This is a genomic window from Streptomyces sp. NPDC059852, assembly GCF_042731455.1.
Classification (GTDB): domain Bacteria; phylum Actinomycetota; class Actinomycetes; order Streptomycetales; family Streptomycetaceae; genus Streptomyces.
In genome coordinates, this window is the sequence record NZ_JBHWJK010000011.1 from 14504 (window position 1) to 37958 (window position 23455).

A 23455-nucleotide genomic window follows, 5' to 3' on the forward strand; every position below is an offset into this window, starting at 1 on the left:
TCAATATTCCGTATGACGGAAGTTTGTTTCTGCTTATTGGAAGACTGCCGTCGGGTGTCGGAGGTTGTCAAGAGGGCTCGGCGGATGACGGCGGCGCGCGTTAGGTTGTGCGCGTGCGATTGAGAGTGGAGTTCACGACCGAGCCCTTCGACCTCGACGAGGCACCCGCGCACGCCGTGGCCGCCCGTGAGGTCATCGAGGCGGCCGACCTCGATGCGGTGGACGTCGGCCCGTTCGGCAACACGGCGGAGGGCGGCTCGGACGCGGTGCTCGCCGCCGTGGACGCCCTGCTGCGCAAGAGCCTCGACGCGGGCGCCACCCGCATCTCGCTCCAGGTCAACGTCCTCGAGGAGGGCGGGGCGTGACCGGCGAGGGGGACGACGCCTTCATCGCGGCCGTCAAACCGCTGGTCGACGCCATGGGCGGTGAACTGCTGCCGCCCGACGAGGCCGGCCCCGAGGACGTCGTGCTCTCCTGGCGGGGCGCCGACGCCGTCGCCGTACGGCTGCCCCAGCTCGCCGATTCCCTCGACCACATCCTGGCCGCCATGGAGCGCCGGATGGGCAAGCCCCTGGCCGACCTGGACCGCAAGGCCAAGCAGGAGGTCGTGCGCACCCTGGAGGCGCGCGGCGCCTTCTCCGTACGGCACGGCGTGGAGACCGTCGCGAGCGCGCTCGGGGTCAGCCGCTTCACGGTCTACAACTACCTGAACCGGGACAAGAACCCCTGACGCGGGCTCCCCGGTTTCGTTACCGGGAATTTTCAACAAAGTGTTGACGCGCTGTCGCCGCAAGGCGTTAGCTAACGCCACGCCCGTTCAGCACGAAGGCCGTTCGCGGCCACGGAGGCTCCCGTGACGCCGAATTCCACGCCCCCGGGCCTGGCCCGGTTCAACGCCCTGGAGGAGCAGGCGGCCCACGCCGCGCTCCACGAGGTGTGCGCCTCCACCGCCTGGGTGCGGCGGCTGCTCGCCGCCCGCCCCTACGCCACCCCCGACGAGCTCTACCGGGCCGGCGACGCCGCCATGGCCGGGCTGACCGCCGACGACCTCGCCGAGGCCATGGCCGGCCACCCGCCGATCGGCCGCCCCCGGCCGGGCGACCCGGCCTCGGCCCGCGAGCAGCGCGGCATGGCCGGCGCGTCCGACGAGCTCAAGGCGGAGATGCTCGAACTCAACCTGGCCTACCAGGAGAAGTTCGGCCATGTCTTCCTCGTCTGCGCCACCGGCCGGACCGGCGAGCAGATGCGCGACGCGGTCAAGGAGCGGATCGGCAACGCGCCCGAGCGGGAACGCGAGATCGTCCGCGTCGAGCTGGGAAAGATCAACCGTATCCGGCTCGCCCGGCTCGTCGACGACGACCGACAAGGACCCCGACCATGAGCACCAGCACCACCGCCTCCGTGTCCACGCACATCCTGGACACCAGCGCCGGCCGGCCCGCCGAGGGCGTCGCCGTCCGCCTCTCCGCCCGCGCGGGCCGGGACGCGGACTGGCGGGAGCTCGGCGGCTCCGCGACCGACGCGGACGGGCGGTGCAAGGACCTCCCGGCCCCGCCGGAGGGCACCACCCACGTCCGGCTCGACTTCGCCGTCGAGCCGTACTTCGAGAAGAAGCAAGCCGATGCGCAGCAGGACGCCCCCGCGAATCGGGACAGCGGTGCCGTGTTCTTCCCCGAGGTGGCGATCACCTTCGCCGTGACGCCCGGGGAGCACTATCACGTACCGCTGCTGCTCAACCCGTTCGGCTACTCCGTATACCGAGGGAGCTAGCTACATGACCGCCCATTCCAGCCCTGCCCGCCCTGTGCTTCTGGGACAGAACCAGTACGGCAAGGCCGAGAACCGAGTCGTCAGGATCACGCGGGAGGGCACCACCCACCACATCAAGGACCTGAACGTCTCCGTCGCGCTGTCCGGCGACATGGACGACGTCCACTACTCCGGCTCCAACGCCAACGTCCTGCCGACCGACACCACCAAGAACACGGTGTTCGCGTTCGCCAAGGAGCACGGCATCGAGTCCGCCGAGCAGTTCGGCATCCACCTCGCCCGGCACTTCGTCACCAGCCAGGCGCCCATCCACCGGGCGCGCATCCGCGTCGAGGAGTACGCCTGGGAGCGGATCGAGGGCACCGGAGCCGACGGCGAGGAGATCAAGCACTCCTTCGTCCGCCGGGGCCAGGAGACCCGCCTCACCCAGATCACCTTCGACGGCGAGAGCTGGGAGGTCGTCTCCGGACTGAAGGACCTCACCGTGCTGAACTCGACGAACTCCGAATTCTGGGGCTACGTCAAGGACAAGTACACGACGCTCCCCGAGACCCACGACCGCATGCTGGCCACCGAGGTCTCCGCCCGCTGGCGGTTCAACTGGACCGACGGCGAGCAGCCCGCGCCCGACTGGGACGAGTCCTACGAGCAGACGAAGCAGCACATGCTCCGGGCCTTCGCCGAGACCTACTCGCTCTCCCTGCAGCAGACCCTGTACGAGATGGGCGCCCGCATCATCGAGAACCGCGCCGAGATCGACGAGGTCCGCTTCTCCCTGCCGAACAAGCACCACTTCCTGGTGGACCTGGAGCCGTTCGGGCTGAAGAACGACACCCCGGACGGGGCCGTGTACTTCGCCGCCGACCGCCCCTACGGCCTGATCGAGGCCACCGTCCTGCGGGACGGCAGCGAGGCCCGCATCCCCGCGGACCTCACCAACCTGTAGACCCACGCACGAACTTCGGCACCCGCGGGCGGCGGGCCGGGCCTCCCGGACCCGCCGGCCGCGGCACTCAAACTCCCGGGGTCCTGCCGTGCCCTCTCCCCAGCAGCGCAAAGGACGCACCATGGCAGCAGCCCAGCGCATCGTCATCGAGAACTGTTCGATCGCGACCGTCGACGCGCACGACACCGAGTACGCCACCGGACACATCGTCCTGGCCGGCCACCGCATCGAGTCCCTCGGCGCCGGCCGCGCCCCCGAGGGCCTGGAGAACGTCGTCCGCCGCATCGACGCCACCGGGCACCTCGTCACCCCCGGCCTGGTCAACACCCACCACCACTTCTACCAGTGGATCACCCGGGGCCTGGCCACCGACCACAACCTCTTCGACTGGCTCGTCGCCCTCTACCCGACCTGGGCGCGCATCGACGAGCGGATGGTCCGGGCCGCCGCGCAGGGCTCCCTGGCGATGATGGCCCGTGGCGGTGTCACCACCGCCATGGACCACCACTACGTCTACCCGAAGGGCTCCGGCGACCTGTCCGGCGCGATCATCGGCGCCGCCCGCGACATGGGGGTGCGCTTCACCCTCGCCCGCGGCTCCATGGACCGCAGCGAGAAGGACGGCGGACTGCCCCCGGACTTCGCCGTCGAGACCCTCGAGGGCGCGCTGGCCGCGACCGAGGAGACGGTGAAGCAGTACCACGACACCTCCTTCGAGGCGATGACGCAGGTCGCCGTCGCCCCCTGCTCCCCGTTCTCCATCTCCACCGAGCTGCTCCGCCAGGGCGCCGAACTCGCCCGGCGCCTCGGGGTGCGCATGCACACCCACGGCTCGGAGACCGTGGAGGAGGAGAAGTTCTGCCACGAGCTGTTCGGCATGGGCCCGACCGACTACTTCGAGTCCACCGGCTGGCTCGGCGAGGACGTGTGGATGGCGCACTGCGTCCACATGAACGACTCCGACATCGCCGCCTTCGCCCGCACGAGGACCGGCGTCGCGCACTGCCCGTCCTCCAACGCCCGCCTCGCCGCCGGGATCGCCCGCGTCCCCGACATGCTGGCCGCCGGCGTCCCGGTCGGCCTCGGCGTCGACGGCACCGCCTCCAACGAGTCCGGCGAACTGCACACCGAACTGCGCAACGCCCTGCTCATCAACCGCCTCGGCGCCCACCGCGAGTCCGCCCTCACCGCCCGCCAGGCCCTGCGCCTCGGGACGTACGGCGGAGCCCAGGTGCTCGGCCGGGCGGCCGAGATCGGCTCCCTCGAACCCGGCAAGCTCGCCGACCTCGTGCTGTGGCGGATGGACACCCTCGCCCACGCCTCCATCGCCGACCCGGTCACCGCGCTCGTGTTCGGCGCGGCGGCCCCCGTCACCGCGTCCTTCGTGAACGGCCGCCAGATCGTCGAGCACGGACGGCTGCTCACCGCCGACGAGGACGCCATCGCCCGCTCCACACGGGACGAGGCGCGCCGGCTCGCCGACATCGCCGCCGCCGGGTAGCGCGCCCTCGGGCTCATGAACTCCGGCCGGGAGGGACGGCTCCCGGCCGGTCGGCTCCGGACCCTTCGGGTCCCGGGGCGGCCGTCGCCGGGGCGCGCGCACGCGCGCCCCGGCCCGGTCCACCGTCCCCCTGGTCCCGCACGACCATGCACCACCTCCCTGACACCCACGGCAGCCGTTCCGCGCGGCCGTGTAACCGACCGGAGGGAAGCCGCCGTGGCCGACCACCCCGTTGACGAGAAACTCCCCGCGCTCAAGATGGCGACGACCGGCCTCCAGCACGTGGCCGCCATGTACGCGGGCGTCGTCGCCCCACCCCTGATCGTCGGCGCGGCCATCGGCCTCTCCGCCACCGACCTGACCTTCCTGACCGGCGCCTGCCTGTTCACCGCGGGCCTCGCCACCTTCCTCCAGACGCTCGGCGTGTGGAAGATCGGCGCCCGGCTGCCCTTCGTCAACGGCGTCACCTTCGCCGGTGTCGCCCCGATGACCGCGATCGTCGCCTCCACCGGCGACAAGAGCGACGCGCTGCCGATCATCTTCGGTGCCGTCATCGTCGCCGGGCTCCTCGGCTTCCTCGCCGCCCCCGTCTTCTGCAAGGCGGTCCGCTTCTTTCCGCCCGTCGTCACCGGCACCGTGATCACCCTCATCGGGATCTCGCTCCTGCCGGTGGCCTTCGGCTGGGCGCAGGGGCCCGACCCGGCCGCCCACGACTACGGCTCGGCCACGAACCTCGGCCTCGCCGGCGGCACCCTGCTCATCGTGCTGCTGCTGCGCCGCTTCACCACCGGCTTCGTCAAACAGATCGCCGTCCTGCTCGGCCTGGTCGCCGGCACCCTGGTCGCGATCCCGTTCGGTGTCACCGACTTCGCTCCCGTCGCGGACGCGGACGTCGTCGGCTTCCCGACGCCGTTCCACTTCGGGGCACCGCAGTTCCAGCTCGCCGCGATCCTCTCGATGTGCGTGGTCATGGTGGTGTCGATGACCGAGTCGACCGCCGACATGCTGGCGCTGGGCGAGATCGTCGACCGTCCGGCCGACGAGCGGACCATCGCGGCGGGGCTGCGCGCCGACACCCTCGGCTCCGCGCTCAGCCCGCTCTTCAACGGGTTCATGTGCAGTGCCTTCGCCCAGAACATCGGGCTGGTCGCCATGACGCGGATCCGCAGCCGGTACGTCGTCGCGGCCGGCGGCGGCTTCCTGGTGCTGATGGGGCTGTGCCCGATGGCGGCCTCGCTGATCGCGGTCGTGCCCCGCCCGGTGCTCGGCGGCGCGGGCGTCGTCCTCTTCGGGTCGGTGGCCGCGAGCGGTATCCAGACCCTGGTCCGGGCCGGGCTGGAGAAGGACAACAACGTCCTGATCGTCGCGGTCTCGCTCGCCGTCGGCATCATCCCGATCACCGCGCCGGAGTTCTACCACGCCTTCCCGGTGACCGCGCGGATCGTCCTCGACTCGGGCATCTCGACCGGCTGTGTGGCCGCCGTGCTGCTGAACCTGGTCTTCAACCACCTGGGCCGCCGCGGCCGTGACGCCGAGGACGTGACCCATCCGATGGAGACGGGCAAGGAGCTCACCGGGGCGCCGGCGCGCTCCTGAGCCCCGGCGGAACACCGCGCGCCCCGGCAGGACATGAGGAGTCCTGACGGGGCGCGCGGCCGTGCGGGTGCCGGATCAGCGGGTGAAGGTCACCCGGTTCTCCTTCATCAGGGAACCGCAGTTGGAGCCGGTCACCTGGACGTACACGTTCTTGATCTGACCGCCCCAGTCCACGCAGTAGCCCTTGCCGTAGACATAGGTGGGTCCGGCGTACGAGGTGTAGCGCCCGTAGTCCTCGTCGTACTCGTCGGTGCCGTTGACGTAGATCCACGCCGACATGTCCTGGGCGGTGCCCGGGGTGTTGCGGATGGTCGCCACACAGTTCTTGCCGTTGGTGGCGTTGTACGTCAGGTACACGGTGCCGAGCGAGCCCACGGGCGCCGAGTTCACCGTCTTGTAGCCGCTGCCGCAGACCTTCTGCGGGGTGGTGTTGGGTGCCGCGGAGGCGGGGGCCGTGAGGGCGGCGGTGCCGCCGACGGTCAGCGCCGCGAGCGCCACGGTGGACAGGACAGAACGTGCGTATCGCATATTTCCCCCTGGTGTCCCTTGGAGTTGGTTGCTCCTGCATGGTGTGACCCGCGGGGTATGCGAATGGTTGTGCTCGAATCCGATGCCGTGTCGACGCATCTTCTCGGCGGGGTGCCGACCGGGCGCCGTCAGATCCCGAACAGGCCCGGGTCCGTGGCCAGTTCCTTGAAGTAGTCCTGCGGGTCGGCGACCATCCGGCGCTCCTTGAGGTCCAGCAGGCCGCCGACGGCGACGAGTTCGGCGGCGACCGTGCCGTCCGTCTTCACCATGTCCTGCCGGATGCGGAAGGTCTTGCCGCCGGTCCACTCGAAGACGCACGTCACGTCGACCTCGTCACCGGCCAGCAGCTCGCGCCGGTAGCGGATGGTCGTCTCCAGGGCGACCGGCCCCACCCCCTTCGCCATCAGCCCGGCTTGGGTGATCCCGGCGGCCTGGAGCAGCGACCAGCGGGCGTGCTCGGCGTAGTTGATGTACACGCTCTGGTTGACGTGCCCCTGCACGTCGGTCTCGTATCCGCGGACGGTGATCCGGACGGAGAACGGCTCGCTCACTGCTGCCCCTTCGACGGTCGATGCCTGATGCAGCGATCCTGGCACGCCGCTCACGCCCTGCGGGGGGACGCCAGCAGATAGCGCGCCCGGGTGCGTGGCTCGGTGTGCTCCCCGACCTGCCAGCCCGCCCCTTCCAGTGTGGCCGCGCAGGCCCGCAGCCGCGCGCCGTCCGGCTCGCGCACCGCGACCGCGTCCGGCTGGGGCGTGGCCCGCACCCGGTAGCCCTCCTCGTCGTCCCCCTCGGCGGGCCGGTGCCCGGCGGCCTCCAGGGCCAGCGCGGCGGCCTGCACCAGATGGCCGCGCTCCCAGGCGCACGGCCGGTCCAGGGCCCCGTCCGGGTTGGTCATCCGGCGCAGCTCCAGCAGGCCCTGCCAGGCGCTGTGCACCTCACGGGCGCGGGCGGGCCCGCCCAGCGGCCGCTCCTCCCCGCCGATCCGCGCGGCGAACACCCGCCCCGCCTCGGGAGCATCCGTACGCTCCGCCTCCGCCGGCTCCGGTCCCCGCAGCCGGTGTCCCGCCGGGGTCAGGAAGTGGTCGTGCGGCGGACGCGGGTGCCGGAAGGCCAGGCCCCGCCCCACCAGCGCCGCGAGCTGGGCCGGGGTGCCCCTGAGCCGCCCCGTGACGGGGTCGGCGGCGTCGATGAGGCGCCGCTGGGCGGCGGTCGGTGGTCGCGTCACGGCGTGCTCCTCCCCGGGGGTCCGGCACGGCACCCGCCCGCGCGGGACGCCGCACCCCTTCGCCGGAAGGCTACGACCCGGGTCTGACATTCCAGCCGGTGATCACCGGGCGGCCGTGCTCGGTGCCGAGCCGGCACAGCGACCCGGTGGCCAGCTGGAACAGCGCCCCGTCGCCGGGCGGCAGACCGAGATAGCGGGCGGTGAGCACCCGCAGGAAGTGCCCGTGCGCCACGAGGACCACACAGCCCTCCGTGTTGGCGAGCGCCGCGTCGACCTTGCCGAGCATCCGGTCGGCGCGCTCGCCGACCTCCTCCGGGCTCTCACCGGGGTGGTCCGGCGGGCCCGGCGCGACCCCGTCCGTGAACAGGAACCAGCCGGGCCGCTCCCGCTGGATCTCGACGGTCGTCACGCCCTCGTAGCCGCCGTAGTCCCATTCGCGCAGATCGACGTCGACGCGCACGTCCCGCAGCCCGATCAGCTCGGCCGTCTCCCGGGCGCGCTGCGCCGGACTGGCGAACGCGGCCCCGATCCGGTGCGAGCGGACCAGGGGGACCAGCCGCCGGGCCTCCTCACGGCCGTGCTCGGTCAGCGGCACGTCCGTCGAGCCGGTGTGCCGCCCGGACCGCGACCACTCGGTCTCGCCGTGCCGGACCAGAAAGACCTCACCCACCGCGCACCCTTCCCGCTCGCCTGCCTGCACCCTGCCATACGGCGGCCGGGGGACGCAGAGCGGGCTGGGCCGGACGGTCGTCAGGGCGCCGGGACGGGCGGCGGAACGCGGTGCGGGACCGGCGAGGCTCAGGGCCCGGGCAGGGCCTGCACCGACTCCGCGAGCCGCCCGACCGCCGTGACGAGCGGCGCCACCGGCTCGACGAACGCGGTGAGCCGGTCCAGGGCGCGCCGCAGCACCGACGGCTCCGGTGCCTCCTCCTCCAACTCCTCGCGCAGCCGCCGTAGTTCCCGGTCGGTGGCGTCGGGGTCGGCCAGCGCCTCCCGGTGTTCCCGGAGCAACCGCTCGACCTGGGCGAGCAGTTCGGCCGTACGGGCGGTCTGCTCGGGGTCCTGGGCCGGGAAGGACACCGAACCGGAGAACGCCTGCGCCCGGTGCCCGACGGCCTGGTTGCCCACGTAGTGGGTGCCGCCGCTGATGACGATGCCGTTGTTGACGGGCGGGTCCTGGGGTCCGTCCTCGTGACGCATGCCGTCGCCCTCCTATTTCTCGGAACCGCCGGTGCCGCCGACGGCGGCCGGACCGGTCTGCCGCGGGACGGTCTGGATGGCGCTGGCGCCCGCCCCGACCGCCTGGTTGCCGACGAAGCTCGTACCGCCCTGCTGGATGACGCCCTGGTTGAGGATCGTCTGCTGCTGGGCGCGGAAGTCGGTGATGTCGTAGCCCCGCGAGTCGAGGAACTCCCGCAGTGCCGCCAACGTGTGACGCTCCACCAGGGAGGTGATCCGTCCGGCGTCCACGACCTGGAAGTAGTTGTGGTAGTCGGGACTGAGGGCCATCTCGCGCACGCTCACCCGGGCACCGAAGTCGAACACCGGGTCCTGCTCCATGGCTTTCAGCTCGTCCATCATGCGCCGGTGGTGCCGGGTCTCGAAGCGGGCGTACCGGACCGCGCGGAACGGGGCGGCGAGGAAGGCCGGGCCGGTGCGGGACAGCGCGGTGATCAGCAGACCGCGCCGGGCGTCGTCACCCGGCTTGCCGCGCAGCCGGTCCACGACGTGGTAGTCGGCCCGGACGGGGCCGAGGACGTGGTTGTCGCAGTGCAGATGCAGGGTGCGGCCCGAGGTGGAGAAGTGCAGGAACACGCTGGGCACCACGTCCCCGCCCCACAGCGGCACATGGACGGCCAGCTGATGGCGGACGGCGCCGGCCGGACGCTCGATGATCCGGCGGACCTCCGGCTCCGGCAGCCGGGCGACCGGCGCGAGCCCGGTGCCGCTGGTGAACCGTTCGTCGTCCCCGATGGCGGTACCGCTCACGAAGACGCGGTCCTCGACGTACAGGGACCGCAGCGTGTCCGCGCCGTCGTCGGCCGCGCCGTCCTCGGTGCCGCGCTCGGCGACCGTGCCCAGCCGCTCCCGTACGTGGTCGACGAGGTCGGTGACGGTGAAGGGCTCCGGCACCGCGGGGCGCGCCTTCACCCCGCCGGCGTCGTCCGCGGGCAGCAGCGGCACGGCGATCGACCACTTGGAGGTGGTGCCCGCGTAGCCGACGAAGGGCGTGTACCCGCCGTAGACCGTGACGTTGCCGCTCTGCGCCTCCCTGATCGCCGTCAGCCGGTCCGCGATCCACTTGTGGCGCGGCACGGTCGGGCGGGGCTGCCGGGGGAAGGCCTCGCGGGTCATGGTGGTGCGCAGCAGCCCGTCGACGGCGAGGTCGTGACGTACGACCGTGGCACACGCGAACGCCACGGCGGCGATCGACGCGAGGACCGCGGGCACGCCGCCGCCGTACGCGCCGAGCAGCCAGGCCGCGAGCCCGGACACGGGGGTCGCCGAGATGCCGTGGCCGACGTAGAAGGCGACGAGCACCATGACGGCGGCGGAGACGCCGATGCCGATCAGCACCCGGCTCTCGGGCTGGTGGTGGCCACGGGTGGCCAGGCTCGGGCGGCCGCCGGTGCGCCGGGCCGTCGACAGCAGGACCAGGGAGAACAGCACCCACAGCGGGGCGAACACGGCGACCAGGGCGAACGCGCCGGTGAGCCGAAGGTCCCGGCGCTGCCGGAGCTCCCGCGCGGTCAGGCAGTGCCGGACGACGGGCACCAGATCGACGTCGGGGGAGGGGGCCACCGCGCCGGCCTCGTCGGCCAGCACCTCCTCCACCACCCGGTCGGCGAACTGCTCGTCGACGTAGGCGGCCGTGCACAGATAGCGGGTGACGTCACCGGGTGCGCTGCCGACGGGCATGTGGACCGGACCGGTCGTCATGCCGGTTCCTCCCTCTCTCCTGGGACGGGCCGGCGCCGGCCGGGCACCAGGGAACGGGGTGGCGGACGGCCCGGCCGCGAGCAGGGTGAGCAGCAGGCCGGCCGCGAGACCGAAGAGGACCCCCTGGCGCAGCGAATGCCACAGCGCCTCGGCGGACTGCTCGAACCGGTAGTGCTCGGGCCGGAACAGCCCGGGCAGCGCCCAGATCAGCGCCTGCAGGATTCCCGAGACCAGCACGGCGCCCCCGACGCGGCGCAACCACACCGGGAACCGGCCGGGCAGCAGCGCCGGGACGAGGACGACCCCGGCGATCAGCAGCAGGGCGTGGAGGTCGTGGGCGATCAGGTACCGGACGCCCGCGTAGTCGTCGGGGGAGTACCCCCAGGAGGGCATGAAGACCGAGGCGAGCGGCCAGGGCGGGGAGCCGCTGCTCAGGTAGAGATCCCAGTAGTACTCGCTCAGCGGTCGCTGCACCCACGGGCTGCCCACGACGAGGAGGAGCGCGACGAGGAGAAGCGGACGGCCGCGTAAGCCGGGCGGTCTCATTCCGGGGTCCCCCATCCCCTGGACTTCGTGATCGGTGGCGGCACTCTATGGCATCCCCGTTCCCCGCGACCGCGAATCCGCGAACGTTTCGCTCCTACTGGCGGTAGCCGCTCAGGAACCGTCCGATCCGCCCGATCGCCGCCTCCAGGTCGTCGGCGTACGGCAGCGTCAGGATGCGGAAGTGGTCGGGGGAGGGCCAGTTGAAGCCGGTGCCCTGGACCACCTGGATCTTCTCGCGCAGCAGCAGGTCCAGGACGAACTTCTCGTCGTCGTGGATGCGGTGCACCTTGGGGTCCAGGCGCGGGAAGGCGTAGAGCGCGCCCTTGGGCTTCACACACGAGACGCCGGGGATCTCGTTGAGCTTCTCCCAGGCCACGTCGCGCTGTTCGCGCAGCCTGCCGCCGGGCGCGGTCAGGTCCCGGATGGACTGCCGGCCGCCCAGCGCGGCCTGGATGGCGTACTGCGCGGGCGCGTTGGCGCACAGGCGCATGGAGGCCAGCATGGTCAGGCCCTCCAGGTAGTCCTTGGCGTGCTGCTTCGGCCCGGTGACCACCAGCCAGCCGGAGCGGAAGCCCGCCACCCGGTAGGTCTTCGACAGACCGCAGAAGGTGAGGACGACCAGGTCGGGGGCGAGGGCGGCGGCCGAGTGGTGGACGGCGTCGTCGTAGAGGATCTGGTCGTAGATCTCGTCGGCGAAGACCATCAGGCCGTGCCGGCGGGCCAGGTCGAGGACGCCCTCGACGACCTCCTTCGGATACACCGCGCCCGTCGGGTTGTTGGGGTTGATGATGACGACGGCCCTGGTGCGGTCGGTGATCTTCGCGGCCATGTCGTCCAGGTCCGGGTACCAGTCGGCCTGCTCGTCGCAGAGGTAGTGCACGGCCTTGCCGCCCGCGAGGTTGGTCACCGCGGTCCACAGGGGGAAGTCCGGCGCGGGGATCAGGACCTCGTCGCCGTCCTCCAGGAGGGCCTGTACGGCCATGGAGACCAGCTCGGAGACGCCGTTGCCCAGGAAGACGTCGTCCACGTCGACCTCCAGGCCCAGGGTCTGGTAGCGCTGCGCCACGGCCCGGCGGGCGGACAGGACGCCGCGCGAGTCCGTGTAGCCGTGCGCCTGGGGGAGCATCCGGATCATGTCCTGGAGGATCTCCTCCGGCGCCTCGAACCCGAACAGGGCGGGGTTGCCGGTGTTGAGGCGCAGCACGCTGTGGCCCGCCTCCTCCAGTGCGTTCGCGTGCTCGATCACCGGGCCGCGGATCTCGTAGCAGACCTCGCTCAGCTTGCTCGACTGCCGGAACTCCATGCGCGCTCGCCCCTCCGGATTCGTGTGTTGCTTGGTTTTACCAAGTGCGAGCTTGGAAAGTCCAACAACGTGTCTAGACTGCGTCGCATGTCACCTCGCCGAAGCTACGACCAGTACTGTTCCGCCGCCCGGGCGCTCGACGCCGTCGGCGACCGCTGGACCCTGCTGATCGTCCGGGAGTTGCTGGCCGGTCCGCGGCGCTACACCGACCTGCACGCCGACCTGCCCGGGGTCAGCACCGACGTGCTGGCCTCACGGCTGAAGGACATGGAGCGCGACGGCCTCAGCACCCGTCGCCGGCTGCCCCCGCCCGGAGCGGCCTACGTCTACGAACTCACCGAGCGCGGAAGGCGGTTGCTGCCGGTGCTCCAGGCGCTGGGGGAGTGGGGCCGGTCCGAGCTGGGCGAGCGCCGGCCCACCGACGCGGTGCGCGCGCACTGGTTCGCCCTGCCGCTGCTGTCGTCCCTGGACGGCGAGGGGCTGCTCGAAGTGCGGCTGGAGGAGGGCGACTTCCACCTGCACGTCGGCGCCGAGGAAGGGCCCGTCTACGGCGACGGTCCCGCCCCCCGCGAGCCCGACGCACGGCTGGTCCTGGACTCCGCGACCTGCGCGGCCCTCGCACGCGGCGAGGCGAGCCTCACCGACGCGGTACGGGACGGCCGCGCCACGGTGACCGGGGACGGCACCCTGGCCAAGGCGCTGCTGGACCGGTGAACGCCGCGGGGTCCGCCGTACAGGCTGTACGGCGGACCCCGCGACCGGTCATGACGTGCCGTCAGGCCGACGGCGGCACCCTCGGCGGGCGCCCCGCACCACGCGTCAGCACGTACCCGCCGATGCCCGCGAGCGCGGCCAGCACGCCGCCGAGCCCCGTCCACACCCAGCGGTCGGACCACCAGCCCGAGGCCCAGCCGTCATCCGGTTCCAGACTGGCGAGCAGCGCCTCCCCGCCGGACTTCTCGTCCTCGTCCCGGGTCACCCCGGCGCCCGGCACCAGCGGTCGCGCCAGCGAACCGTCGACCGCCGCCGCGCCGCCGGCGTCCTGCGAGCCGACCCGCACCTCGGCGCTCACCGGCTGCCCCAGCGCGGAGGCCGGCACGTCCACGGCCGTCAGCCGCACGTAGTACGTGCCCGGCAGCGGGTCGCCGTCCCACGGCTCCGACCAGCCGCGCACCGTCCGCAGCGCGCACGCCAGCTCGACCGACGCGGCACCGGCCGGCGCGGTGCGCGTCTGCGCCCCGAACCGGCACGCCTGGCGGCGCCGCAGTCCGTCGTACACGTCGATCTGCCAGGTCTCGGCGGCGTGTTCGGCCGGCAGCTTCACCGTCGCCTCGACCGTCGGCCGCTGACCGGTGTCCGCGGGGAACGACCAGTACAGGTAGTCGCCCGTGGAGGCGTTCGCCGTGGCGGTCTGCCCCTGCTCGATCTCGGTCGCCGTGCGGAACGAGGTGCCCGCCCGCGTCGGCGCCTCCGCGTCCCCGGACGCCTCCGGCGACGGCGAGGAGTCCGCCGCGGCGGGCCCCGCGGCCAGCCCCAGGGTCAGCAGGGCCGCGCCCAGCACATGAGTCATCCGCATCAGTTGGTCCTCCAGACCGCGACGCGCCAGCGCGACAGCCAGCCCCAGACGAGACCGGCGAGGAAGCCGGCGAGGATCAGGGCGCCCAGCAGCCACCAGCCGCGCCCGAGGCCGAAGGAGGCCACGTCCCGGGCGGGCGACGGCCCGTCCACGACGTCGACCGTCAGCTCCAGCGGCAGACCCGGGGTGGTCTTCACCCCGGCGCCCGCGGAGAAGGAGTGCGTCACCTGCAGGCACACGATCTCCGCCGGGGCGTCCTCGTCGTCGTCCGCCTCCGCCTTCGGGTAGCGCAGACCGGCCGACACGACGTCCGTACGGCCCGTCCCGGCCGCCTCACCGCGCACGATCTCCCGACCCTTGACCGTCACCGCCCGCACCAGCACGCCGTACGACGGGTTCACCGCCCGGTCGGCCGCCACGCTCACCGAGGCCCGCAGCTCCTGGCCGGGACGTACGTCGACCCGGTACCAGCGCTGCTGCCCGAACTCCTCGCGGTCGGTGTAGAGGCCGGACTTCAGCGTCGGCGCCTTCTCGCAGCGGTCCGCGCCGTCGGTCGCGACCGGCGTCACGACCGGATCGGCCGCCCGGTCCACCAACTGGTTCACCTTGTCGGTGAGTTCCTCGGTGTGCTCGACCGAGGTGAAGGTGCCGCCGGTCGCCTCGGCGATGCAGCTCAGCTGCTGCCGCAGCTTGGTGTTCGGGACCAGGCCGAGCGTGTCGATGGTCAGGCCGATGCCCTTGGCGGCGATCTCCCGGGCCACCTCGCACGGGTCGAGCGGCGCGCAGGTGTCCTCGCCGTCGCTGATGAGCACGATGCGCTTCGAGCCCTCGCCACCGTCGAGATCCTCGGCGGCCTTGAGCAGCGCCGGGCCGATCGGCGTCCAGCCGGTCGGCGACAGGGTGGCCACCGCCGCCTTCGCCTCGGTGCGGTCCAGCGGCCCGACCGGGTACAGCTGCGCGGTGTCCTTGCAGCCCGTCTTGCGGTCGTCGCCCGGGTAGTTCGCGCCCAGCGTGCGGATGCCGAGCCGCACCTCCTCGGGCGTGGCGTCCAGCACCTCGTTGAACGCCTGTTTCGCCGCGGCCATCCGCGACTGCCCGTCGATGTCCCGCGCCCGCATCGAGCCGCTCACGTCCAGGACGAGATCGACCTTGGGCGCCGTCGCGCTCACCTCGTCGGCGACCGCCCCGGCCGGGAACGCCACCCCGGCCGCGAGCAGGGCGAGCAGGGCGCACGCCCCGGCCGCCAGCCGTGTTCGTATGATCATCGGCGGATCCTAGTGACCGAGGACGGCCCGTTCCAAAACGGGGTCAGAACACGTCCGTGCGCAGCGGGTTGGGCAGGGCGGTCCACTGGTCCCCGCCCACGCCGGGCGACAGCCGCATCAGCGTGAGCGCCTTCGTGGGCAGCGCCTCCTCGCACAGGGCCGCCAGATCCCCCGTCGCCGGCAGCTCCGGCACGGCCGCCGCGAGGGCCGCCCGCAACGCCGGCCCCGACCCCGCGGTGCCCGCCAGCGCCCCGGCCACCAGGGAGCCGAACAGCTTGCGGCGCAGGGCCGTCACATCGTCCGTGACGATCCGGCCGGTCAGCTCCGGCACCGGGACGCCGTGCCGCGCCAGCCGGGCGGGGCTCACCCGGATGTCGGCGAGATCGCGGTAGACCAGCCGCACCGGCGACCCGTCCGCCGCCAGCACCACCAGCAGGTTCTGCCCGTGCGCCTCCAGCGCCACGCCCAGCTCCAGCAGCCGCAGCCCCGTCGTCAGCGCCAGCCGCGTGAACGCCGCCAGCCACACGCCCGACGTGGGCAGGCCGGTGTACGGCAGCGCCGCCACCGGCACCACCCGCTCGCCCGGCCCCGCGTACCGCCCGGGCGGCTCCCGCAGTACCGCCGCCAGATCCGCGGACCCGGCCGCCACGGCCCCCAGCGTGCGCGTGAAGCGCACCAGCCCGTCCAGCCGGTCCCCGAGGTCCTCCGCGAACCGGGACAGCGTCTGCGACATCCCCACGGAGTACAGCGAGATGTCCCGCACCGAGGACGTCAGCCGGGCGCTGAGCGCCGTCTTGACGTGCGGCCCGCCGGGCACGGCGAGCGTGCGCAGCGACATCAGCGGACGCGCGTCCACCCAGTCCTCGTACGGCCGCTTGAGCACATGCTCGGCCTGCCACGGGTGCACCGGGATCAAGAGCCGCCCCCCGTCCCGCAGTTCGTCCGGCCACCCGCCCGTCACCAGGCACCCGTCCGCCGGCACCGGAACCCGCGCCAGCGACACGACCGGCCGGTGCTCCGGCCCGTACGCCAGCTGCTCGGCGACCGAGAAACCGGGCCGGGACCGGCAGTTGGGGTGGAACGGATGGCCGTCCACCACCCGCTGCTCCCACTCCCAGTCGTGCTCCGGCCACTCTTCCGGGTGAGATTCCCGACCGGCCCGCGCGAGCGCCAGCGAGGCCACGCTGTGCCCGAGTTCGGAGGTGAACGCCTCGCCGTGCGGTACGGCCAGGTCCGTCAGCAGCCGCACCGGATCGTCGTACACCGTCCCGTCCAGCCGCACGGAGGTGACGTAGGCGGCGGTGGCGTACGGGTCCGCCCGGGGGCCCTCCAGCAGGCGGCCGTCCCCGAGCCGCAGGGCGAGCCCGTCACGACCGGCGGCCCGGCCGGTCACCCAGGGCAGCGGCTCGTACGCCAGGGCCCGCCAGAGCCGGGTCAGCACCGCGGCCCTGGCCCCCGGCAGCCCGGCCGAGTACCGGGGCACGAGCGCGGGGCCGGCTTCGGCCAGTTCGGCGGCGATCTCGGCCTCGGCGCTGGGAGGACGATGCACGGGAGGGCTCCTCGGGGTACGGGTAGGGCGTCGGGACGGCCACCGACGACAGACATACTGATCGTCTCCCGCCTGAACGGACCGTAGGGAACCAGTGGATCGCGTGCACCTCACCCCGCCGACCGCCGCGGACGCGGCGGCCCGCGCCGACGCCCTGGCGATCGCCCCGCTGCTCAACTGCCTGCTCCGCGAGGTGGCCGAGCCGCAGCGCGACGGGGCGGCGCGGGCGGACGCGCCGGACGACGAGCGGCGGGTGCACCGGCTGCGCGGCTCCGGCCGGCTCCTGCGTGTCCTCGGTGAGCGGCGGCCCGCCGAACCCGAGGTGTTCACCGGCGGCGCCTGGCGCCGCGTCGGCCACGCCGAGCTGGTCAAACTCACCGCGGACGAGCTGCGCCGCCACACCGGGCAGTCCAACCACGAGCTGCCCGCCGAGATGACGGACAGCCGGGACGCGCTGGCCGCCCTGCTCGTGGCCCGCGCGCGTGCCGTACCGCCCGAAGACCTCTATCTGCGCTCCGAGCAGTCCCTCCTCACCGGCCACCCGTACCACCCCGCGCCCAAGGCGCGCGGCGGCGGCCCGGTCGCGGACTGGCTGCCGTACGCGCCCGAGGCGTACGCCCGCTTCCCGCTGACCCTGCTCGGCCTGCGCGAGGACCTGGTCGTCGAGGAGGGCGACACGACCGCCCTCGACGCCCTCGGCGAGGCCCCGCCCGGCTACCGGCTGCTGCCCGCGCACCCCTGGCAGCTCGGCCTGGTGGACCTCGCGCCCGCCTTCGCCGACGGCCGGCTGGTCCGGCTCGGCACGACCGGCTTCGACGCCCGGCCGACGGCCGCGATCCGCACGCTGTACGCGCCCGGGGACGACCTGTTCCTCAAGTTCAGCCTCGACGTCCGCGTCACCAACGACATCCGCCGGCTGTGGCGGCACGACCTGCTGCGGCTGCGCCGCACCGACGCGGCGGCCGCGGCGGCCCTCGCCGGCCAGGACGCGGCCTGGCTGAGCGACCGCGGCTACCGCACCGCCTCGTTCGCCTTCGAGGAGCTGGCGGTCCTGGTGCGCGACGGGCTGGGCGGCCGGGTCCGGCCGGGGGCGACACCGCTGCTGGCCGCGGCGCTCGTCGAGGGCTTCGAGGGCAGCCCGCTGGACGCCGCCGTGGACCCGGCCGCCTGGTGGGAGGCGTACCTCGCCCATGTCGTGCCGCCCGCCCTGACGGCGTTCGACGCGCACGGCGTCGTCCTGGAGGCGCACCTGCAGAACACCCTGGTCGCCGTCGACGCGGCCGGCCTCCCCGTCCAGGCCCTGTTCCGGGACGCCGAGGGCGTGAAGCTGCTCGGCGAGGTGTCCCGGGCGGCGGGCTGGGAGCGGCTGGTGTACTGCCTGGTCGTCAACCATCTCACCGAGGTCGCCGGGGCCCTAGGCGCCCGCCACCGCCGGTACGACCCCTGGCCCGCCGTCCGCCGCGAGCTGGCCCGGCACGCCCTCCCCGAGATCCCGGCCCTGCTGGCGGCCCCCACGCTCCCCGGCAAGACCAACCTGCTGCTGCGCTGGACGGGCGCGGACGGCGCCGACGCCCGCTATCTGCCGCTGCCGAACCCGCTGGCCGGAGCCGGGTGAGCGACGGGCCGGAGCCCTAGGGGGCGTCTTGTCGATCAGGCCGGGCTCCCGGCGTCCGGCACCGCGCCTCGCCGCGTTGTCGTCGGTCTCCCCCACGCTCGAACGAGCTCCCGCGGGGGCACCCCCACCGCACCGCATCGACTCCCTCCTCCGCCTTGCGATGCACGGCGCCGGACGCCGCTCGCTGATCCGACCTGATCGACAAGATGCCCCCTAGGCGGCCCGGGGCGCCTGTGCCGCGACATGGGTACTGGACCCGATGGCCCCGGCCCCCTGCCGCATGTGAGGGTGACAGTGAACCCCCGGCCTCCCGGTCACCGGAAGGAGGAGGTATGCCGCACCCGGCCCGACCGCGCCCGACTCGATCCCCGCACCCCCTCGACGCACGGCCACGGCACCGCGACCCCCGTTTCACCCGGGGCCCCGAGACCGGGCGCCCGCCGCCGGGCGGCCCGCGCGGCCGGCGGGGGGCCTGGGCACTGCTGGCCGCCTCGGTGGCGATGCTGACCGCCGGCGCCATGCTCCCGCAGGGACTGCTCCTCGCCTCCGGCCTGGTCGCGGCCGGTATGGCGGTCCAGATGCTCACCCCGCCCGAGAAGCCGGAGCCCCCGCGCCTCCCGGAGCCGGCCCGCCGTGAAGACCCGGCCGGCCGCTCGCACGACGACGCCTGACGCGCGTCGCGGACGGGACCACGCGTCCGCGACCGCGGACGGGACCACGCGTCCGCGACCGCGGCCTTGTCCGCCCCGCTGTGGAAGGTGGTGACCCGTGGGGCATGCCGACACCCTGCTCGCGATGGGCGGCGCGTTCGTGGCCGCCGCCGTCCTCGCACGCCTCGGCCGCCGGATCGGCCTGCCGACCATCCCGCTGTTCATGCTGGCCGGGATCCTGCTCGGCCCGCACACCCCCGGCCTGGTCCTGGTCCGGGACGCGCACGACTTCGAGATGCTCTCCGCGCTCGGCCTGGTGCTCCTGCTGTTCTACCTCGGTCTGGAGTTCCAGCTCGACGACCTCAGGAGCGGGGGAAGACGGCTGCTCGCGGCGGGCGGCGTCTATCTGCTGCTGAACGTCGGCGCGGGCCTGGGCTTCGGGTTCGCGCTGGGCTGGGGGCCGCGGGAGGCGCTGGTCCTCTCCGGGGTCCTCGGCATCTCCTCGTCGGCGATCGTCACCAAAGTGCTCGTGGACTCCGGCCGCATCGGGCGCCCGGAGACCCGCCTCATCCTGGGTGTCACCGTGGTGGAGGACATCTTCCTCGCGCTGTACCTCGCCGCCCTCCAGCCCGTGATCAGCGGCGCGGAAGGCATGGGTGAAACGATTCTTCAGGCGGCCAAGGCGTTCGGATTCCTGCTCGTCCTCGCCATCGCGGCCCGCTACGGGACCCGGCTGATCGGCCGCCTGATCGCGGTGCGGGACGACGAACTGCTCGTGATCAGCTTCCTCGGCGCCGCGATCCTCGTCGCCGGGGTCTCCGAGGTGCTGGGCGTGGTGGACGCCATCGGCGCCTTCATGGTCGGCCTGATCCTCGCCGGAACCCCTTCCGGGCCCCGGATCCGCCGTCTGGTGCACCCGCTGCGGGACGCCTTCGCCGCGATCTTCTTCCTCGCCTTCGGCCTGGCCATCGACCCCGCGGATCTCCTGTCCGTCGCCGGTCCGGTCGCCGCGGCCGTCGCCCTGACCATCGCCATGAACGTGATCGCGGGCCTGTTCGCCGCCCGCCTGTACCGCTACGGGTGCGAGCCCACCGCGAACATCGCCACCACGCTCCTCGGCCGCGGGGAGTTCGCGCTGATCCTGGCCGCGATGGCCGCCACCGCCGGACTCGACGGGCGGCTCGCCCCGTTCATCGCCAGCTACGTCCTCGTCCTGGCCGTGCTCGGGCCCGTCCTGGCCGGACGCGCACATCTGCTCGCCCGCCTCCTGGAGACCACGCGGGCCGTTCTGCCGCGCCGCGGCGACGGGCCGCCCGAGCGGTCCCGGCCCCCGGAACCGCCGGAGCCCGCGGACGGCGAGGCCGCCGAGCCGTCCGGGGCCGCCGCCCGCTCCGGCACGAGGTGACCGGCGACTATGCTCGGTGCGTACCGCAGGCCGGAAGCAGGGGTCGGATGTTGAGAGAGGTCGTAGCCACCCGCTACATCGAGCCCCTGACGTCCGGCGGCTCCGTCCCGGGCGTCGTCGAGGCCGACGACCTCGGCACCTACGTCGTGAAGTTCACCGGGTCCGCGCAGGGCCGCAAGGCCCTCGTCGCCGAGGTGATCGTCGGTGAACTGGCCCGCGCGCTGGGGCTGCGGTTCCCCGAGCTGGTCCTGGTGCACTTCGACCCCGCCGTCGCCGACAGCGAGCCGCACCAGGAGGTGCGGGACCTGCACACGGCCAGCGCCGGAGTGAATCTCGGCATGGACTATCTGCCGGGCGCCCGGGACTTCACCCCCGAGGTCGCGAAGACGTTCCCCGTGGACCCGCTGGAGGCGGGCCGGATCGTCTGGCTGGACGCCCTGACCGCGAACGTCGACCGGACCGTGCACAGCTCCAACCTGATGGTCTGGCCCACCCTCGGCACCGTCCCGCCCCGGCTGTGGCTGATCGACCACGGTGCTGCCCTCGTCTTCCACCACCGCTGGGACGCCTCCGACCCCGAGCGCGCCTACGACCTGCGCCACCACGCCCTCGGCCAGTACGGCCCCGACGTGCGCGCCGCCGACGCGGAGCTGGCGCCCCGGGTGACCGGGGAACTGCTGCGGGAGATCGTGGCGGCGGTGCCGGACGCCTGGCTGGCCGCCGAGCCCGGCTTCTCCACGCCGCAGGAGGCCCGCGACGCCTATGTCGCGCATCTGCACAGCCGCGTGCGGGCGTCCGCCGCGTGGCTGCCCACCGGCTTCCCGACCCGGGAGGAACTCGCCGCCGAGGACCGCGCGCGGGCGGCGAGGACACAGCGAGGCCGGCCGGACTGGCTCAAGCGGGTTCCCGACCTGCACGGCAAGCCGGCCGTCGAACAGGACGGATCGGTGCACCTGGGATGAGCGGCCGCGTCGAGATCGAGTACTGCACCCAGTGCGGCTGGCTGCCCCGCGCGGCCTGGCTGGCGCAGGAACTGCTCACCACCTTCGAGGCGGAGCTGTCCGAGCTGGCCCTGCGGCCGGGCAAGGGCGGCGTCTTCGTGGTCCGGGTGGACGGCGAACCGGTCTGGGACCGGCGCGAGCAGGGCTTCCCCGAGCCCACGGCGGTCAAGCGCGCCGTACGCGACCGAGTGGCCCCGGGAAAGCCCCTGGGCCACTCGGACAAGGCCGGTCCGGACGCCGTCAGCCCCTGAGCCGCTCGTACGCCGGCAGGGTCAGGAAGTCGGCGTAGTCGGCGTCCAGGGAGACCTCGAGCAGCAGGTCGTGGGCCTCCTGCCAGTGGCCGGCGGCGAACGCCTCCTCGCCGAGCTCCCGCTCGATGTTCCGCAGTTCCTCGGCGGCGATCCGGCGGGCCAGCTCGGGTGTGGCCTTCTCGCCGTTCTCGAACTCGACGCCCGCGTTGATCCACTGCCAGATCTGGGAGCGGGAGATCTCGGCGGTGGCCGCGTCCTCCATCAGGTTGAAGATGGCGACCGCGCCGAGCCCGCGCAGCCAGGCCTCGATGTAGCGGATGCCGACCTGCACGGCGTTGACGAGCCCGTCGTACGTGGGCCGGGCGTCGAGCGAGTCGATCGCGATGAGGTCGGCCGCCTCGACGTGCACGTCCTCGCGCAGCCGGTCCTTCTGGTTCGGCTTGTCCCCGAGGACCTTGTCGAAGGACTCCATGGCGATCGGGACCAGGTCGGGGTGGGCGACCCAGGAGCCGTCGAAGCCGTCGGCGGCCTCGCGGTCCTTGTCGGCGCGGACCTTCTCGAACGCCACCTTGTTGACCTCGGCGTCGCGGCGGGACGGGATGAACGCCGCCATGCCGCCGATCGCGTGCGCGCCGCGCCTGTGGCAGGTGCGGACGAGGAGTTCGGTGTAGGCCCGCATGAACGGGGCCGTCATCGTGACCGCGTTGCGGTCCGGCAGCACGAACTTCGGCCCGCCGTCCCGGAAGTTCTTGACGATGGAGAACAGGTAGTCCCAGCGGCCGGCGTTCAGCCCGGAGGCGTGGTCGCGCAGCTCGTGGAGGATCTCCTCCATCTCGTAGGCCGCCGTGATCGTCTCGATCAGCACGGTGGCCCGGACGGTGCCCTGGGGGATGCCGACGTAGTCCTGCGCGAACACGAAGACGTCGTTCCACAGCCGGGCCTCGAGGTGCGACTCCGTCTTCGGCAGGTAGAAGTACGGGCCCTTGCCGAGGTCGATCAGCCGCTGGGCGTTGTGGAAGAAGTACAGGCCGAAGTCGACGAGGGCGCCGGGCACCGGCCGGCCGTCGAGCTGAAGGTGCCGCTCGTCCAGGTGCCAGCCGCGCGGGCGCATGACGACGGTGGCCAGCTCGTCGGCGGGACGCAGGGCGTACGACTTGCCCGAGGCGGTGTCGGTGAAGTCGATGGCGCGGCGGTAGGCGTCGATCAGGTTGAGCTGGCCGAGGACGACGTTCTCCCAGGTCGGCGCGGAGGCGTCCTCGAAGTCCGCGAGCCAGATCCGGGCGCCCGAGTTCAGGGCGTTGATCGTCATCTTGCGGTCGGTCGGGCCGGTGATCTCGACACGGCGGTCCTGGAGCGCCGGCGGGCACGGGGCCACCTGCCAGGAGTCGTCGGCGCGGATCGCGGCGGTCTCCGGGAGGAAGTCGAGCGTGGAGGTGCGGGCGATCTCGGCGCGGCGCTCCGCGCGGCGGGCGAGGAGTTCGTCACGGCGGGGCGTGAAGCGGCGGTGCAGCTCGGCCACGAAGGCGAGGGCCGCGTCGGTGAGGACCTCCTCCTGCCGGGGCAGGGGCTCGGCGTCGACGATGGCCAGCGGGGACGGCGCTGGTGCGGACATGAGCTGTCACTTCCTTCAGCGGGCGGTGGGGCGAGCGGTCGAGCGGGAAGGCACCGGGTGCCAGTCTTCCCGGAGGCCGGGGGAAACGCCCGCCGAACGGCCGGGGCGCTTCTGATCAGTGGATACTAGTTTCCTCATGGTGGAAGTTCAATGGTTTGTTGATGTCGAGATTC

The 23455-nt window shown here is 73.1% G+C and carries 24 protein-coding genes; 13 read left to right on the forward strand and 11 right to left on the reverse strand.

Annotated features, from left to right (window positions below; translation table 11 throughout):
- Positions 1 to 113 precede the first annotated feature (113 nt).
- From ACFV46_RS16295 to ACFV46_RS16325, 7 genes are all read left to right on the forward strand, one after another.
- Complete coding sequence (locus ACFV46_RS16295) at positions 114 to 365, forward strand: hypothetical protein (protein ID WP_361934804.1); 252 nt, start codon at positions 114 to 116, stop codon at positions 363 to 365.
- The gene (locus ACFV46_RS16300; protein ID WP_361934807.1) at positions 362 to 730 is read left to right on the forward strand and encodes a helix-turn-helix domain-containing protein; all 369 of its coding nucleotides are present in this window, start codon (positions 362 to 364) and stop codon (positions 728 to 730) included. Before ACFV46_RS16295 ends, ACFV46_RS16300 begins: the two co-directional genes overlap by 4 nt.
- 123 nt (positions 731 to 853) lie before the next feature.
- Positions 854 to 1381 carry a 2-oxo-4-hydroxy-4-carboxy-5-ureidoimidazoline decarboxylase gene (gene uraD / locus ACFV46_RS16305; protein ID WP_385498634.1) on the forward strand — a complete coding sequence of 176 codons (528 nt, stop codon included), beginning with the start codon at positions 854 to 856 and terminating at the stop codon, positions 1379 to 1381.
- Positions 1378 to 1770: a hydroxyisourate hydrolase gene (gene uraH / locus ACFV46_RS16310; protein ID WP_151786565.1), complete on the forward strand. Its 393-nt coding sequence runs from the start codon at positions 1378 to 1380 to the stop codon at positions 1768 to 1770. The genes uraD and uraH overlap by 4 nt, the downstream gene beginning before the upstream one ends.
- A gap of 4 nt (positions 1771 to 1774) precedes the next feature.
- Positions 1775 to 2716 (forward strand): factor-independent urate hydroxylase, encoded by a 942-nt coding sequence (gene pucL, locus ACFV46_RS16315; protein ID WP_361934813.1) that lies wholly within the window; start codon positions 1775 to 1777, stop codon positions 2714 to 2716.
- 121 nt (positions 2717 to 2837) lie between these two features.
- Positions 2838 to 4217: an 8-oxoguanine deaminase gene (locus ACFV46_RS16320; protein WP_361934816.1), complete on the forward strand. Its 1380-nt coding sequence runs from the start codon at positions 2838 to 2840 to the stop codon at positions 4215 to 4217.
- Between the two features lie 216 nt (positions 4218 to 4433).
- A complete protein-coding gene (locus ACFV46_RS16325; protein ID WP_361934818.1) occupies positions 4434 to 5813 on the forward strand; it encodes a nucleobase:cation symporter-2 family protein in 1380 nt (459 codons plus the stop codon).
- Positions 5814 to 5888: 75 nt separating this feature from the next.
- Here the strand turns inward: ACFV46_RS16325 and ACFV46_RS16330 are convergent, their stop codons facing one another.
- From ACFV46_RS16330 to ACFV46_RS16360, 7 genes are all read right to left on the reverse strand, one after another.
- Positions 5889 to 6341, reverse strand: coding sequence for a spore-associated protein (locus ACFV46_RS16330; protein ID WP_361934821.1), 453 nt, complete (start codon positions 6339 to 6341; stop codon positions 5889 to 5891).
- A 128-nt stretch (positions 6342 to 6469) separates the two neighbouring features.
- Entirely contained in the window at positions 6470 to 6892 is a 423-nt protein-coding gene (locus tag ACFV46_RS16335) for an acyl-CoA thioesterase (protein WP_385498636.1), read from the reverse strand.
- Between the two features lie 50 nt (positions 6893 to 6942).
- Positions 6943 to 7569: a hypothetical protein gene (locus ACFV46_RS16340; protein WP_385498637.1), complete on the reverse strand. Its 627-nt coding sequence runs from the start codon at positions 7567 to 7569 to the stop codon at positions 6943 to 6945.
- 70 nt (positions 7570 to 7639) lie between these two features.
- On the reverse strand, positions 7640 to 8239 hold the full coding sequence (locus ACFV46_RS16345; RefSeq protein ID WP_361934829.1) for a histidine phosphatase family protein: 600 nt from the start codon (positions 8237 to 8239) through the stop codon (positions 7640 to 7642).
- A 128-nt stretch (positions 8240 to 8367) separates the two neighbouring features.
- Complete coding sequence (locus ACFV46_RS16350; RefSeq protein WP_361934832.1) at positions 8368 to 8769, reverse strand: DUF5955 family protein; 402 nt, start codon at positions 8767 to 8769, stop codon at positions 8368 to 8370.
- Between the two features lie 12 nt (positions 8770 to 8781).
- Entirely contained in the window at positions 8782 to 11055 is a 2274-nt protein-coding gene (locus ACFV46_RS16355; RefSeq protein ID WP_385498638.1) for a hypothetical protein, read from the reverse strand.
- Between the two features lie 94 nt (positions 11056 to 11149).
- Positions 11150 to 12358, reverse strand: coding sequence for a pyridoxal phosphate-dependent aminotransferase (locus ACFV46_RS16360; RefSeq protein WP_361934837.1), 1209 nt, complete (start codon positions 12356 to 12358; stop codon positions 11150 to 11152).
- A gap of 87 nt (positions 12359 to 12445) precedes the next feature.
- Between ACFV46_RS16360 and ACFV46_RS16365 the strand changes: the two genes are divergently transcribed.
- Positions 12446 to 13072 carry a winged helix-turn-helix transcriptional regulator gene (locus tag ACFV46_RS16365; protein WP_376726928.1) on the forward strand — a complete coding sequence of 209 codons (627 nt, stop codon included), beginning with the start codon at positions 12446 to 12448 and terminating at the stop codon, positions 13070 to 13072.
- A 61-nt stretch (positions 13073 to 13133) separates the two neighbouring features.
- Here ACFV46_RS16365 and ACFV46_RS16370 read toward each other — a convergent pair whose 3' ends face one another.
- The 3 genes from ACFV46_RS16370 to ACFV46_RS16380 are packed head-to-tail and all read right to left on the reverse strand — an operon-like array spanning position 13134 to position 16748.
- Entirely contained in the window at positions 13134 to 13934 is an 801-nt protein-coding gene (locus ACFV46_RS16370; RefSeq protein WP_376726929.1) for a hypothetical protein, read from the reverse strand.
- Positions 13934 to 15199, reverse strand: coding sequence for a VWA domain-containing protein (locus ACFV46_RS16375; RefSeq protein WP_361934844.1), 1266 nt, complete (start codon positions 15197 to 15199; stop codon positions 13934 to 13936). Before ACFV46_RS16375 ends, ACFV46_RS16370 begins: the two co-directional genes overlap by 1 nt.
- Before the next feature lie 43 nt (positions 15200 to 15242).
- Positions 15243 to 16748 carry an IucA/IucC family protein gene (locus tag ACFV46_RS16380; protein ID WP_385498640.1) on the reverse strand — a complete coding sequence of 502 codons (1506 nt, stop codon included), beginning with the start codon at positions 16746 to 16748 and terminating at the stop codon, positions 15243 to 15245.
- A gap of 94 nt (positions 16749 to 16842) precedes the next feature.
- Here ACFV46_RS16380 and ACFV46_RS16385 point away from each other — a divergent pair, with 94 nt between their 5' ends.
- From ACFV46_RS16385 to ACFV46_RS16405, 5 genes are all read left to right on the forward strand, one after another.
- Positions 16843 to 18363 (forward strand): IucA/IucC family protein, encoded by a 1521-nt coding sequence (locus tag ACFV46_RS16385; RefSeq protein WP_385498642.1) that lies wholly within the window; start codon positions 16843 to 16845, stop codon positions 18361 to 18363.
- Between the two features lie 332 nt (positions 18364 to 18695).
- Positions 18696 to 19034 (forward strand): hypothetical protein, encoded by a 339-nt coding sequence (locus ACFV46_RS16390; RefSeq protein ID WP_376726932.1) that lies wholly within the window; start codon positions 18696 to 18698, stop codon positions 19032 to 19034.
- Positions 19035 to 19131: 97 nt separating this feature from the next.
- A complete protein-coding gene (locus ACFV46_RS16395) occupies positions 19132 to 20418 on the forward strand; it encodes a cation:proton antiporter (RefSeq protein WP_385498643.1) in 1287 nt (428 codons plus the stop codon).
- 47 nt (positions 20419 to 20465) lie between these two features.
- Positions 20466 to 21380, forward strand: a complete 915-nt coding sequence (locus ACFV46_RS16400; RefSeq protein WP_385498645.1) for a HipA family kinase — start codon at positions 20466 to 20468, stop codon at positions 21378 to 21380.
- Positions 21377 to 21670 carry a SelT/SelW/SelH family protein gene (locus ACFV46_RS16405; protein WP_062666950.1) on the forward strand — a complete coding sequence of 98 codons (294 nt, stop codon included), beginning with the start codon at positions 21377 to 21379 and terminating at the stop codon, positions 21668 to 21670. The genes ACFV46_RS16400 and ACFV46_RS16405 overlap by 4 nt, the downstream gene beginning before the upstream one ends.
- Here ACFV46_RS16405 and aceB read toward each other — a convergent pair.
- Positions 21660 to 23282, reverse strand: a complete 1623-nt coding sequence (aceB, locus tag ACFV46_RS16410) for a malate synthase A (protein ID WP_385498646.1) — start codon at positions 23280 to 23282, stop codon at positions 21660 to 21662. The genes ACFV46_RS16405 and aceB overlap by 11 nt on opposite strands.
- Positions 23283 to 23455: the final 173 nt, after the last annotated feature.